Origin of the sequence: Streptomyces sp. NPDC006294 (assembly GCF_042870895.1) — a bacterium.
Lineage (GTDB): Bacteria > Actinomycetota > Actinomycetes > Streptomycetales > Streptomycetaceae > Streptomyces.
The window spans coordinates 1-13,395 of the sequence record NZ_JBIAHV010000016.1; the positions used below are offsets into that span (position 1 = coordinate 1).

Here is a 13,395-nt window from a genome sequence, read left to right on the forward strand (position 1 = left end):
GCCACGAGACGGCAGCGGGCTGATAGCCACACCCAGCACCCCTGGGCGACCCAACCCTACGAATGGCTCGATCAACCCGATCAAGAAGGTAGAGCCGGGCTGACTGTGTCAGCCCCGTCGGCGTTTGAGGCGCGGGTCCGGGCGGAGCCCGGTTACGGGGAGGGGCGGGGAGGGGAACAAGCCCCGCGCAGCGGACCCCTCAGTCCCGCGCCGCCAGTCCGAACCGCGCCCGCAGGCCCACCCGTTCGTCCGTCGCGACCGACGCCGCCCCGTCCGTGACGGTCTCGTACACCGCCAGGATGTCCGCGCCGACCGTCGACCAGTCGAAGCGCCGCACGTGCGCGCTGCCCCGCGCCCGCAGCTCCGCGCGCCGGTCCGGGTCGCGCAGCAGCCGCACCGCGGCGGCGGACAGCGCCGACGCGTCCTCGTTGGTGAACAGCTCGCCCGCCCCGCCGTGGTCCAGGACCTGGGCGAACGCGTCCAGGTCGGAGGCGAGCACCGGCGCCCCCGCCGACATCGCCTCGACGAGGATGATGCCGAAGCTCTCGCCGCCCGTGTTGGGCGCCACGTACACGTCGACGCTGCGCAGCAGCCGTGCCTTGTCCTCGTCGCTGATCATGCCGAGGAACTCGACGCGTTCGCGCACGGCGGCCGGCAGGGTCGCGACGGCCTCCTCCTCGTCGCCGCGGCCGGCGACGAGGAGCCGTGTCTCGGGACACTGTTCGAGGATCGCGGGGAGCGCCTTCATCAGGACCGGCAGCCCCTTGCGGGGCTCGTCGATACGGCCGATGAAGCCGATCGTGTTCCCCTGCCACTCCTTCTTGGGCTCGGCCTTCTCGAAGAAGCCGACGTCGACACCGTTCGGGATGACGACGGCGTCGCCTCCGAGGTGCTCCACCAGCGTCCGCCGCGCGTACTCGCTGACCGCGATCCGCGCGCTGATCTTCTCCAGCGCCGGCTGGAGGATCGGATACGCGGCGATCATCGCCCGCGACCGCGGGTTCGACGTGTGGAAGGTGGCCACGATCGGCCCCTGCGCCGCCCAGCACGACAGCAGCCCCAGCGAGGGCGACGCCGGCTCGTGGATGTGGATCACGTCGAAGGTGCCGTCGTGCAGCCACCGCCGCACCCGGGCCGCAGACAGGAAGCCGAAGTTCAGCCGTGCCACGGAACCGTTGTACGGCACCGGCACGGCCCGCCCGGCGGAGACGACGTACGGCGGCAGCGGCGTCTCGTCGTCCGCCGGCGCGAGCACGGAGACGTCGTGGCCGAGACGGATCAGATGGTCGGCGAGGTCCCGGATGTGGAACTGCACACCGCCGGGCACGTCCCACGAGTACGGGCACACGATGCCGATCTTCACGTCCGGCGCTCCTCGAGGTCCGCGAGCCACAGCCGCTGCAACATGTGCCAGTCCTCCGGGTGTTCGGCGATCCCTGTGGCGAAGGCGTCGGCCAGCGCCTGTGTCATGGAGGACGTCTTCTCGGCCCGCGTACCTGTCTCCGGTACGTCGACGGGAGCGTGGACCCGCCCGTGCATGGCCGGCTCCTCGCCGTACCAGAGGGTCACGGGCAGCAGCAGCGCCCCGGTCTGCTGCGCCAGCAGTGCCGGTCCGCCCGGCATCCGCGCCGTCTCGCCGAAGTACTTGACCTCGACCCCGGACGCCGACAGGTCGCGGTCGGCGACCAGGCAGACCAGGCCGCCGGAGCGCAGCCGGCGCGCGAGCGTGCCGAAGGCCGCGCCGCCCGAGTGCGGCAGCACCTCCATACCGAGGCTCTCGCGGTAGGCGACGAACCGGTCGTACAGCGACTCGGGCCGCAGCCGCTCGGCGACCGTCGTGAACGGCACCCCGAGGGCCCTGGTCACCCACACACCGGCGAGGTCCCAGTTGGCCAGGTGCGGCAGCGCCAGGACCACGCCCCGGCCGGCGGCCAGGCCGTCGGTCAGATGGTGCACATCCTGGATGGAGACGTTGCGCTCGACGCGTTCGCTGCTCCACGCCGGCAGCCGGAACGACTCCATCCAGTAGCGCATGTACGAGCGCATACCGGCCTTGGACAGCTCCCGGAGCCGCTCGGCGCCGGCGTCCGGCACCACCCGGGCCAGATTCGACTCGAGCCGCAGCACACCCTTGCCGCGCCGCTTCCACGCGGTGTCCGCGATGGTCCGGCCCAGCCGGGCGGCCATCGGCTCCGGCATCTTCTTGACGGCGCCCCAGCCCAGTCCGTACAGCGCGTCCGTGAGCCTGTCCCGCATCACGACGCCTCCGCCCCTCGGTCGCCCTTCGCGGCCGCGTCGGCCTCCGCCGACTCACGCCGCACGGTCACCACCCGCTGCCCCAGCGTCACGGCACTGCCCACGGCGACGATCCACAGCGCGATCGGCAGCAGGATGTCGATCCCCGGCACGCCGAACCCGTGCAGACCGGCGAGCCCCGCGGCCACCAGCGAGATCACCAGGCGCTCCGCGCGCTCGATGAGCCCGTTGACCGCCACCGGCAGACCGATCGACTCGCCGCGCGCCTTGGTGTACGACACCACCTGCCCGCTGGCCAGGCAGAAGATGGCCACCGCGCACAGCACGTTGTCGTCACCGCCGCCCGCGTACCAGAGCGCGAAGCCGCCGAAGATCGCTCCGTCGGCGACCCGGTCCAGAGTCGAGTCCAGGAAAGCGCCCCAGCGGCTGGAAATCCCCGCCTGGCGCGCCATGTTCCCGTCGACCAGGTCGGAGAAGACGAACAGCGTGATGACGATCGTGCCCCAGAAGAACTCCCCGCGAGGAAAGAAGACCAGCGCCCCCGCCATCACCCCGGCCGTACCGATGAGCGTGACCGCGTCCGGGCTCACCCCGCGGCGGAGGAGAAACGCGGCGAACGGTGTGAGGACACGCGTGAAAAATGCACGCGCGTACTTGTTCAGCATGGCCTTCCCGAGGGTCCGGTGGGCCGCGTGGCCCCTACGGCCACCGGCTGGCCCATCGTAGCCACGACCCCGCCGCCCCAGCGCCGCGCACCCGTCCCCGGAGGCGGCGTCGGACGTATGGACGCACAGTGACGGGAGTGGAAAGCTCGAAAGACCACCGCGGGCACCGCCGGAGCTGCCCCGGACGCCCTTCGGGACGCCTTCACGGCTCCCCCGCCCGCCCGCGGCTTCCTTCCTCGCCGTGCAATCGAGCCGTGAATCGATCGGGAGGCAAGACCATGGGCGACAAGGCGCACGCACACCACCCCGGAGCCGCCGGCAGGGCAGTAACGGCCGACCGCCCCGCATCCGTACGGAATGTGGTGCTGGTCGGCCACAGCGGATCCGGCAAGACGACCCTGGTCGAGGCGCTCGCGCTGGCCGCCGGAGCGGTCAACCGGGCCGGCCGGGTCGAGGACGGCGCGACGATCTCCGACTACGACGAGATCGAGCACCGCCAGCAACGCTCCGTACAGCTCTCCCTCGTCCCCCTCGAATGGGGCGGCTGCAAGATCAATCTGCTGGACACCCCGGGATACGCCGACTTCGTCGGCGAGCTGCGGGCCGGTCTGCGCGCCGCGGACGCGGCCCTCTTCGTCGTCTCGGCCGCCCAGGAGGCCGACGCCGTCGACGGCGCGACCCGTGCCGTCTGGGAGGAGTGCGCGGCGGTCGGCATGCCCCGCGCGATCGTGGTGACCCACCTGGAGACCGCCCGCACCGGCTACGACGAGCTCACCGGCGTCTGCGCCCGCATCTTCGGCGGCGACGACCCCGACGCCGTACTGCCGCTGTACCTGCCGCGGTACGGGCCCCAGCACGCCGACGGCCACGCACCCGTCACCGGCCTCCTCGGGCTCCTCACACAGAAGATCTACGACTACTCGTCCGGCGAACGCAAGGAGAGCCCGCCGCCGGACGACCAGACAGCGCTGATGGAGCAGGCCCGCGGCCGCCTCATCGAGGGGATCATCGCCGAGAGCGAGGACGAGACCCTCATGGACCGCTACCTCGGCGGCGAGGAGATCGACCTCAAGACGCTGATCGACGACCTGGAGAAGGCGGTCGCCCGCGGCACCTTCCACCCCGTCCTCGCCGCCGCACCGGCGGCCGACGGCGCGAAGGCCGGTCTCGGCACCGTCGAACTCCTCGAACTGATCACCGGCGGCTTCCCCACCCCCCTCGAACCCGTCCCGCCGACCGTGACCACCCCCGACGGCAGGCCGGGGCCGCAGATCAGTTGCGACCCCGCCGGCCCGCTCGTCGCCGAGGTCGTCAAGACGGCCTCCGACCCGTACGTCGGCCGGATCTCGCTGGTCCGCGTCTTCTCCGGGACCCTGCGCCCCGACGACACCGTGCATGTGTCCGGGCACGGCCTCGCGGACGGCGGACAAGAGGGCCGCGCCCTCCACGAAGCAGACGAACGCGTCGGCGCCCTGTCCGTCCCCCTCGGCAAGCAGCAGCGCCCCCTCCCCCACGCCGTCGCCGGCGATCTGGCCTGCGTCGCGAAACTCTCCCGCGCCGAGACCGGTGACACGATCTCCGCCAAGGACCACCCGCTCCTCATGGAGCCCTGGGCCATGCCCGACCCGCTGCTGCCCCTCGCCATCGAGGCCCACAGCAAGGCCGACGAGGACAAGCTCTCCCAGGGTCTCGCCCGCCTCGTCGCCGAGGACCCGACCATGCGCCTCGAACAGAACCAGGCCACCCACCAGGTCGTCCTGTGGTGCCTGGGCGAGGCACACGCGGACGTCGCCCTCGAACGCCTCCGCAGCCGCTACGGCGTCCAGGTCGACGTCGTCCCGCACAAGGTGTCGCTCCGCGAGACCTTCAGCACCGGCTCCGCCGGCCGCGGCCGGCACGTCAAACAGTCCGGCGGCCACGGCCAGTACGCGATCTGCGAGATCGACGTCGACCCGCTGCCGCCCGGATCCGGCATCGAATTCGTCGACAAGGTCGTCGGCGGCGCGGTGCCGCGCCAGTTCATCCCCTCCGTCGAGAAGGGCGTACGCGCCCAGGCCGCCCGAGGCGTCGCCGCCGGCTACCCGCTGGTCGACGTGCGGATCACGCTGCGCGACGGCAAGGCGCACTCCGTCGACTCCTCCGACGCCGCCTTCCAGACCGCGGGCGCCCTCGCCCTGCGCGAAGCCGCCGCCGACGCCCGCATCAACCTCCTCGAGCCCGTCGCGGAACTGCAGGTCCTCGTCTCCGACGAGTACGTCGGCCCCGTGATGAGCGACCTGTCCGGCCGCCGCGGCCGAGTCATCGGCACCGAACAGACCGCCGGATCACGCACCCTCGTACGGGCCGAGGTGCCCGAACTGGAAATCGGCAGATACGCCGTCGACCTGCGCTCCATCTCCCACGGCAGCGGCCGCTTCAGCCGCCGCTACGCCCGCCACGAGGCGATGCCGCAGCAGGTCGCCGACAGACTGCGCGAAACCGCCGACGCCTGAACCCCGCCCTTCCGGCACTTCGCCACCGACGCCGCCCGCCCCCCGGTCCCGATCACCCGGTCCCGATCACGGGCCGGGGGCCGGCGGCCGACCCGATCGCCCCCTTATCCGACGGCCGCACCCTCGATAGGCTGGGCACTCCGACCGGGCCGGACGGCTCAGAAGGTGTGCGGGGCACGGCAGTTGGGAACAGGCCGCAGTGCGGAAACACGCGGCGATGGGGGCGGCAGTGGCGAACGACCTATTCGATTTCACGCCCGGGGCACAGGTCCCGCTCATGGGCGCGGCCGGCCAGACCGCGGCGACCCACGCCCTCGCATCGGCCGCCTACCGCGACTCCGAACTCAAGGAGATCCTCAAAGCCAACAGCGAATGGCACAAGTCCGAGGTCAAACCGGGAAAGATCTCGCTCTTCGAACCCAACCTCGGAGAAGGCTTCTGCCGCGCCGTACAGGACCGCATGCTCGGCGGCGGCCGCAAGGCACTCATCCAGTCCTTCGGCACCGAACCCCAGACCGTCGTCGAACACTGCCTCGCCGCCACCCGCCTGCGCCACGAACGCGACGGCAGACTCACCGCCGTCATGGCCGCGTGCGGACTGCTCTTCCTACCCGGACTCCTGCTGTGGCTCGGCGTCTTCCAGCTCCGCCGCACCCTCGCCGGCTCACAGAAGAAGAGCGCGGGAGCCCTCGGCAGCCTCCTGCTGGTGGGCATCGGCATCCTCGCCGTGATCTTCCTCGTCCGGCTGCCCTTCGGCGGTTTCTGGGCCTACTACGTGCGCGCCATGCTCGTCGCCCCGGTCATCGGCTGGTTCCTCGCCAAACGCATCTGCGAATCCTCCGCCCAGGACATGCGCGCCCGCTGGGACGGCCTGCTGTCCGGCGGCGGCATCGGCGCCAAGGTGCCGGAAGCCGTCCCGGGAAACCCGGGCGACGCCTCCCGCGAGCAGCTCCGCCAGGGCCTCGAGAAACTCACCGCGGAACAGCAGTCCAACGTCGTCTTCTACGCCGGCCCCAAGGGCATACTCGGCATGGGCACCCGATGGGGCAGCTGGCAGATGGCCGAGGAACTCGTCTCCAAGGACGCCACCAAGGAGATCAACCAGTTCCGCAGCTGGGACGTCGTACGGGCCATCCACGACAAGCTCAAGCTCCTGGAGCGCGGCCCCCTCAACTCCGGCGGCTTCCCCACCCCCTCGGTCAAGCACTGGATCGTCTCCCCCGTCGGCGAGAACGCCGGCGCCGTGGCCCGCCCGGAGGGGCAGGAGGTCGAGACCTTCCAGATCAAGAGCCACGAAATACAGCGCATCTGCAACCACCAGCAGTTCGGCAGCGGCAACCGCCACTACCTGGGCGTGCAGTTCACCCTCTGGGACGGCCAGCTCGTCATCACCATGATGATCACCGTCACCGTGCTCCACGAGACCCTGCGCGTCGAGGTCACCGGCCACGCCCTCGGCCCCGTGCACTCCCTCTTCACGACAAAGCCGGAGCCCAAGACCGAGACCGTCAGCAAGACGATCCGCTTCTGGGAGACCGTCGACCGGGTCCTGCCCCTCGTCGACACCAAAGAGGTCGTCCGCCTCACCGTGCGCGCCCCGTTCACCTGGTACCCGCCGCTGCTCGATTTCCTCGGCGGCAAACTCGTCCTCCCCGAGCCCTTCGGCCTCCGCCACGCCTGGGCGGAGAAGCCGTGGCGCCACCGCTTCATGGCCGACGACGCCATGCGCGCCGCCGCCCCCGTGCTGCGCGTGGCGCACGCGGCCGCGATCCGCGTCCTCGAGGACAACGGCGTCGACACGGAGCGCTTCGGCAACCGCGCGTCGGTCGTCAGCGGCTTCATCCAGGACCCGTCGCCCGGCAAGGCCGACATCTACGACGCGTAAGGGCCGAGGAGCTACGCGGGCCAGACGTCCGCGAGCATCTTGCGGGTGTCGCCGAGCAGCTGCGGCAGCACCTTCGTGTTGCCGACGACGGGCATGAAGTTCGTGTCGCCGCCCCACCTCGGCACGATGTGCTGATGCAGATGGGCGGCGATCCCGGCGCCGGCGGCCGACCCCTGGTTCAGCCCCACGTTGAACCCGTGCGCACCGGACGCCGTCCGCAGCGCGACCATGGCCCGCTTGGTGAACTCGGCCAGCTCGAGGGTCTCGGCGGCGTCCAGGTCCGTGTAGTCGGCGACGTGCCGGAACGGGACGATCATGGTGTGGCCGCCGTTGTACGGATACAGGTTCAGCACGGCGTAGACGCGCTCGCCACGGGCGACGACCAGGCCGTCCTCGTCGGACTTCGACGGGATGGAGCAGAAGGGGCAGCCGTCCCCGGCACCCGAGCCGGTCGGCTTGTTCTCACCCTGGATGTACGCCATACGGTGAGGCGTCCACAGGCGCTGGAACGCGTCCGGCGTCCCGACCCCGATCTGCTGCTCCGGCTCTGTCGTCATGCGGGCCAGCATATTCGCCGCCGGCGCGGACGTGCGGAGAGGGGCGGCCCTGGGCAAGGGGCCGCCCCTCGGTCACCCCCGCGAAGGCGGGGAGCAAGGCACCTTGAGCTTGTGGTGCTTCCGGATCTTGGGATCACCCCCGCTCACGCGGGGAACGCGTCACACCTGCACGCGGCGCTCGACCACATCGACGAGCTTGGCCAGCGCCTCGTCACGGGCGATCCCGTTCTCCTGCGAACCGTCGCGGTAGCGGAAGGAGACCGTGCCGGCGTTCATGTCGTCGTCACCGACGATGATCATGAACGGGACCTTCTGCCGCTGCTGGTTGCGGATCTTCTTCTGCATCCGGTCCGAGGACGAGTCCACCTCGACCCGCAGGCCCTTCTTCTTGGCGTCCGCCGCGAAGGCCTCCAGGTACTCGACGTGCGCGTCGCCGATCGGGATGCCGACCGCCTGCACCGGCGCCAGCCACGGCGGCATCGCACCCGCGTAGTGCTCCAGCAGCACCGCGAAGAACCGCTCGATCGAACCGAACAGCGCGCGGTGGATCATGACCGGACGCTGCTTGGTCCCGTCCGGACCGGTGTACTCCAGGTCGAAGCGCTCCGGGAGGTTGAAGTCGAGCTGCACGGTCGACATCTGCCAGGTCCGGCCGATGGCGTCGCGCGCCTGCACGGAGATCTTGGGGCCGTAGAACGCGGCGCCGCCCGGGTCCGGGACCAGCGGGAGGCCCTGCTTCTCGGCCACCTGCCGCAGCGTCTCGGTGGCCTCCTCCCAGATCTCGTCCGAGCCGACGAACTTCTCCGGGTCCTTGGTGGACAGCTCCAGATAGAAGTCGGTCAGCCCGTAGTCGCGCAGCAGGTTCAGCACGAAGGTGAGCGTCGAGTCGAGCTCGTCCGCCATCTGCTCCTTGGTGCAGTAGATGTGCGCGTCGTCCTGGGTGAAACCGCGGGCACGGGTCAGGCCGTGCACCACGCCCGACTTCTCGTACCGGTACACGGTCCCGAACTCGAAGAGACGCAGCGGCAGTTCACGGTAGGAACGCCCGCGTGCGTCGAAGATCAGGTTGTGCATCGGGCAGTTCATGGGCTTGAGGTAGTAGTCCACGCCCTCGTCGAGCTGCATGGGCGGGTACATGCCGTCGGCGTACCAGTCCAGGTGACCGGAGGTCTCGAAGAGCTTCCCCTTGGTCGCGTGCGGGGTGTAGACGAACTCGTAGCCCTCCTCCTCGTGCCGCTTGCGCGAGTAGTCCTCCATGACCCGGCGGATGATGCCGCCCTTGGGGTGGAAGACGGCGAGGCCGGAGCCGATCTGCTCCGGGACGGAGAACAGGTCGAGCTCGCTGCCGAGCTTGCGGTGGTCGCGCTTCTCGGCCTCGGCGAGGAACTCGAGGTGCGCCTTCAGCTCGTCCTTCGACGGCCACGCGGTGCCGTAGATGCGCTGCAGCATGGGGTTCTTCTCGCTGCCGCGCCAGTAAGCGGCGGCGTTGCGCATCAGCTTGAACGCCGGGATGTTGCGGGTCGTCGGCAGGTGCGGACCGCGGCAGAGGTCCTTCCAGCACAGCTCGCCGGTCTTCGCGTCCAGGTTGTCGTAGATGGTCAGCTCGCCCGCGCCGACCTCCACGTCCGCGCCGTCGTCCGAGGACGCCGAGCCCTTGAGGCCGATGAGCTCCAGCTTGTACGGCTCGTCGGCGAGCTCCTCGCGCGCGGCCTCGTCGGTGACGACGCGGCGCGAGAAGCGCTGGCCGCGCTTCTGGATCTCCTGCATCTTCTTCTCGATGGCCTTGAGGTCATCGGGGTGGAAGGGCTTCTCGACGTCGAAGTCGTAGTAGAAGCCGTCCTTGACCGGCGGGCCGATGCCCAGCTTGGCCTCCGGGAAGAGCTCCTGCACGGCCTGGGCCATGACGTGCGCGGTGGAGTGGCGCAGGATGCCGAGGCCGTCCGGGGAGGAGATCTCGACGGGCTCGACCTCCTCGCCGTCCTTCAGCTCGTAGCTGAGGTCCTTCAGCTCGCCGGCCACGCGGGCCGCGACGACGGTGCGCTCGGGGAAGAGGTCGGCGGCCGTAGTGCCCGTCGTCACCACGCGCTCTTCCCGCTCGGAATCGCGTTGGATGATCACACGGACGTCTGACACCGGTCTCTCCTGACTGAAGGCGGATGCGGCGCCATGTCTGTCGCGCACGCACTCGGAATCGTACCGAGCCGGAGGGACCGCTCGCGAAACGGTTGTTCGCGCGTGGGGGCGCCTATCCGTCCGCGCCCTGTTCGCCCGGCTCCTCGAAGAAGTCCGGATTCTCCTGGAGCGACTTCATCAACCGGTCGCGCTCCGCCTCGTCCACCGGTACCGGCACGAGTCCGGAGGCGTCGGTGAGCCGGCGGAAGCCGCCCCGGCTCTCCAGCCGGCCCGCGACCCGGACCGGCAGCCCCGCCAGGTGCGCGTGGCCCGCGGTGCGGTACGCGTCCTCGTCGAGCGCCACCCGGACATGCGGGACGTCGGCGCCGGCCAGGACCCGCAGCCGCACCGTGCCGGCGCCGCGCGGGCCCGAGCGCCGCATCCGGACGACGGTGCCGGTGATCCGCACGGGTACGGACGGCTCGCCCTGGAGGTACCGGGCGCCGGCGGCCCGCAGCGCGGGGAGGTCGCCGGGTGAGAACTCGACGGGTTCCATGCGGGCGGCGCAGCCCGGCGGCACTCCGGCGACCGGTGACCACGCCAGGGCGACACGGGCGCCTTCGGAGCCGCGTACGAGGGCGATGACGGACTCGGTGAGTTCGCGGCTGACGCCGGCCCGGACCGCCGCGTCGAACGCCTCGGCGCCGCCGGTCGCGCGCTGGTAGTCGATGGCCTCCCTGGTGGCCTGGAGGGCGTGGCTCAGCCGGACGGCGAGGGTGCGCCCGGTCGCCACGGGGACGAACGCGGTGAGGGACCGGCCGCCCGGCGCGGGTCCGACGAGGACGCCTTCGAGGAGGGCCTGGGCGGCTCTGCGGTGGCGTGCGCCGTAGTAGCCGGCGCGTTCGCGTGCGGCGAGTGCCCCGGCGAGCAGCATCTGCCGGGCGGCGGAGCGGAACTGTTCCTGAACGGTCCAGGAGGCGGTGCCGGAGGGCCCGCCGTCCGGGATGTCGCGCCACCAGCGGATCTCGTCGCTGGGGACGGTGAGTCCGACGAGCACTTCCCTGGCGGAGGGCACGGCGCTGCGGACGAGGGCGGTGATGGCCTCGCCGAGCAGGTCCTCGCAGTCGGGGAAGGCCCGGCTCTCGGGCACGAGCAGGCTGGTGCCGCCGGTGGCGGGTCCGGGCGGGGTCCAGCGGGTGTAGCGGCCGGCGGCCCCGCCGCGGCGGCGCCAGCCGTGCCGGTCGAGGAGCGCGCCGAGGACGACGGGGTCGACGTCGGCGGGGTCGGGTTCGGCCGCGCCGAGCCAGGGGCCGGGAGGTTCGGCGGTGCTCGGATGGGGGCGCACATGGTCGTCGAAGGGCCGGTGCATCAGGGTCTCCCTCCCGCCCCTACACGCGTCATGATCTCGCAGAGTGCCCGGTCGTCGAAGATCCGCGAGGTCGGGATGCGCACGGTGGTCCTGCGCCTGCCGGTCACCTCTTGGCCGGCCAGGTTGGTCCAGTAGCAGCAGTGCCGCAGGTCGAGCCGGTCGTGGCCGGCCCGCAGCCATTCGTCCTGTGCCCTGGGGACGAGCATCACGACCAGGATCTTGTGCACGGAGACCGGGGTCCGGGCGAGCTTCACCAGGTGGTCGTTGTCGAGGGTGAAGGAGAACGCGGGCCCCGGCGGGTGCGGCGGGATCTGGTAGGTGCACTTGAGCTGCACCTTGATGGTCACCTCGTCGTCGACCGCGTGGCCGGCGGAACTGTGGCTGACGTGCCAGTCGATGCCGTTGTCCGGGAACGGCTGGGAGAGCGAGCAGCCGGCGGCCGCGGCGACGGCATGCAGATAGCCCACCTGAAGCGTCTCCATACAGGCGGTGGTGGCGAGTGCTCCGCGCAGCGGGGGCGTCCGCTGCGGCAGCAGCCCTCCCTGCTCGGGCTGGGCGAGCGCCATGGCAATTCCCTTCCCCGTCATCTGTGTTGTCACCTGTCTGCGTACGGTGCAAACAGCCCGGGTATCACCGTTTCGGGCAGGGGCTCACACCATCTGCCGGTTGAGGGCGAGGAGTTCGGGGATGACGGACTGGTTCGACGGCCCATTGGCCGCATTTGACACAGAGACAACCGGAGTGGACGTCGAGGAGGACCGGATCGTGTCGGCGGCGGTCGTGGTCCAGGACTCGCCCGGCGGACGGCCGAGGATCAGGCGCTGGCTGGTGAATCCGGGGGTGCCGGTGCCGCCGGGCGCCGTCGAGGTGCACGGGCTGACGGAGGATCACCTGCAGCGCAACGGCCGCTGGCCGGCGCCGGTGATGGAGGAGATAGCGAGGGCGCTGGCGGAGCAGTGCGCGGCCGCCCGGCCGCTGGTGGTGATGAACGCGCCGTTCGATCTGACCCTGCTGGACCGGGAGTTGAGGCGGCATCGGGCGTCGTCGCTGAGCCGCTATCTGGACCGGTCGCCGCTGTGCGTGCTGGATCCGCGGGTGCTGGACAAGCATCTGGACCGCTATCGCAAGGGCCGGCGGACGCTGACGGATCTGTGCGCGCACTACGAGGTGGTGCTGGACGGCGCGCATGACGCGGCGGCGGACGCGCTGGCGGCGCTGGAGGTCGTACGGGCCGTGGGGCGGCGTTTCAACGCCCGGCTGGAGCGGTTGTCCCCGGCGGAGCTGCACACGCTGCAGGCGGTGTGGCATGCGGCCCAGGCGCGGGGGCTGCAGGCGTGGTTCGCGCGCAGCGGCGCCCCGGAGGCGGTCGATCCCGCGTGGCCGCTGCGGCCGGACATGCCTGCGGCGGCCTGACAGCGAGGCGGCCGGGTCCTCGCGGACATGAGCAAGGCCGGTCCGTCTGCGACGGACCGGCCTCTCCCGGTGGGCGATACTGGGTTCGAACCAGTGACCTCTTCGGTGTGAACGAAGCGCTCTCCCACTGAGCTAATCGCCCGGGAACGCACTGAACCATACAGGGCTCCGCGGGCTTGGTTCAAACCGCTTCGAGGTACCTCTCCAGCCCTCGCCGTCCACCGCGCATCATCAGCGCGTGGTTGGCGCGGAAGAAGGGGCGGCAGGGGATCGCGAGCCGTCTCATCAGGGGCTTGCGCACCACGACCTCCTGCTCGTACCTGACCCGGGTGCCTCTGCCGCCGGCCCGCAGGGTCCATCGCGACCAGCCCTCGAGGTCGCCGGCCAGCCGGATCTCCAGCACGCCGCCCGCCGGGTCGCGCAGCTGTGCGCGGACGCCGACGTGCAGGTCGTACGGGAGGAAGGAACGGAACCTGGCGGTGCCGGAGTCGTCGTCGGCGGGTGTCACCTCGCGGACCTGCGGCCACCAGCGGGGATAGTCCTCGGCACGGGAGAGCACGTCGTAGACCTTGCCCGGTTCGGCGGGCAGGTCCCAGGTGCTGCGGAAGCGGTATCGGCACCAGTCCATGGGCCCAGTCTGCGCCCG

At 71.1% G+C, this 13,395-nt stretch carries 11 protein-coding genes and 1 tRNA gene; 3 read left to right on the forward strand and 9 right to left on the reverse strand.

Annotated features, from left to right (window positions below):
- Window positions 1-199: 199 nt before the first annotated feature.
- From ACFYOP_RS26100 to pgsA, 3 genes are read right to left on the reverse strand one after another with little or no spacing between them, the layout of a single operon-like run.
- A complete protein-coding gene (locus ACFYOP_RS26100; protein WP_356894926.1) occupies window positions 200-1,363 on the reverse strand; it encodes a glycosyltransferase family 4 protein in 1,164 nt (387 codons plus the stop codon).
- Entirely contained in the window at window positions 1,360-2,256 is an 897-nt protein-coding gene (locus ACFYOP_RS26105; RefSeq protein WP_356894928.1) for a phosphatidylinositol mannoside acyltransferase, read from the reverse strand. Before ACFYOP_RS26105 ends, ACFYOP_RS26100 begins: the two co-directional genes overlap by 4 nt.
- A complete protein-coding gene (pgsA, locus tag ACFYOP_RS26110; protein WP_356894930.1) occupies window positions 2,256-2,921 on the reverse strand; it encodes a phosphatidylinositol phosphate synthase in 666 nt (221 codons plus the stop codon). The genes ACFYOP_RS26105 and pgsA overlap by 1 nt, the downstream gene beginning before the upstream one ends.
- Before the next feature lie 278 nt (window positions 2,922-3,199).
- Between pgsA and ACFYOP_RS26115 the strand changes: the two genes are divergently transcribed.
- Both ACFYOP_RS26115 and ACFYOP_RS26120 read left to right on the forward strand, forming a co-directional pair.
- A complete protein-coding gene (locus tag ACFYOP_RS26115) occupies window positions 3,200-5,413 on the forward strand; it encodes an elongation factor G-like protein EF-G2 (protein ID WP_356895227.1) in 2,214 nt (737 codons plus the stop codon).
- Window positions 5,414-5,642: 229 nt separating this feature from the next.
- Window positions 5,643-7,298: a hypothetical protein gene (locus ACFYOP_RS26120; RefSeq protein WP_356894932.1), complete on the forward strand. Its 1,656-nt coding sequence runs from the start codon at window positions 5,643-5,645 to the stop codon at window positions 7,296-7,298.
- Window positions 7,299-7,309: 11 nt separating this feature from the next.
- Here the strand turns inward: ACFYOP_RS26120 and ACFYOP_RS26125 are convergent, their stop codons facing one another.
- The 4 genes from ACFYOP_RS26125 to ACFYOP_RS26140 all read right to left on the reverse strand — a co-directional run bounded on the left by ACFYOP_RS26125 (window position 7,310) and on the right by ACFYOP_RS26140 (window position 11,902).
- Window positions 7,310-7,867, reverse strand: a complete 558-nt coding sequence (locus ACFYOP_RS26125) for an HIT domain-containing protein (RefSeq protein ID WP_356894934.1) — start codon at window positions 7,865-7,867, stop codon at window positions 7,310-7,312.
- 147 nt (window positions 7,868-8,014) lie between these two features.
- The gene (thrS, locus tag ACFYOP_RS26130; protein ID WP_356894936.1) at window positions 8,015-9,988 is read right to left on the reverse strand and encodes a threonine--tRNA ligase; all 1,974 of its coding nucleotides are present in this window, start codon (window positions 9,986-9,988) and stop codon (window positions 8,015-8,017) included.
- A gap of 112 nt (window positions 9,989-10,100) precedes the next feature.
- The gene (locus tag ACFYOP_RS26135; RefSeq protein ID WP_356894938.1) at window positions 10,101-11,336 is read right to left on the reverse strand and encodes a hypothetical protein; all 1,236 of its coding nucleotides are present in this window, start codon (window positions 11,334-11,336) and stop codon (window positions 10,101-10,103) included.
- Window positions 11,336-11,902, reverse strand: coding sequence for a DUF4365 domain-containing protein (locus tag ACFYOP_RS26140; RefSeq protein WP_356894940.1), 567 nt, complete (start codon window positions 11,900-11,902; stop codon window positions 11,336-11,338). Before ACFYOP_RS26140 ends, ACFYOP_RS26135 begins: the two co-directional genes overlap by 1 nt.
- A gap of 121 nt (window positions 11,903-12,023) precedes the next feature.
- Here ACFYOP_RS26140 and ACFYOP_RS26145 point away from each other — a divergent pair, with 121 nt between their 5' ends.
- Window positions 12,024-12,749, forward strand: coding sequence for a 3'-5' exonuclease (locus tag ACFYOP_RS26145; RefSeq protein ID WP_356894942.1), 726 nt, complete (start codon window positions 12,024-12,026; stop codon window positions 12,747-12,749).
- Between the two features lie 70 nt (window positions 12,750-12,819).
- On the opposite strand, the gene ACFYOP_RS26150 is transcribed toward ACFYOP_RS26145, so the two are convergent.
- Window positions 12,820-12,891 (reverse strand) — tRNA-Val (locus ACFYOP_RS26150).
- Between the two features lie 39 nt (window positions 12,892-12,930).
- The gene (locus tag ACFYOP_RS26155) at window positions 12,931-13,377 is read right to left on the reverse strand and encodes an SRPBCC family protein (protein WP_356894944.1); all 447 of its coding nucleotides are present in this window, start codon (window positions 13,375-13,377) and stop codon (window positions 12,931-12,933) included.
- Window positions 13,378-13,395 lie beyond the last annotated feature (18 nt).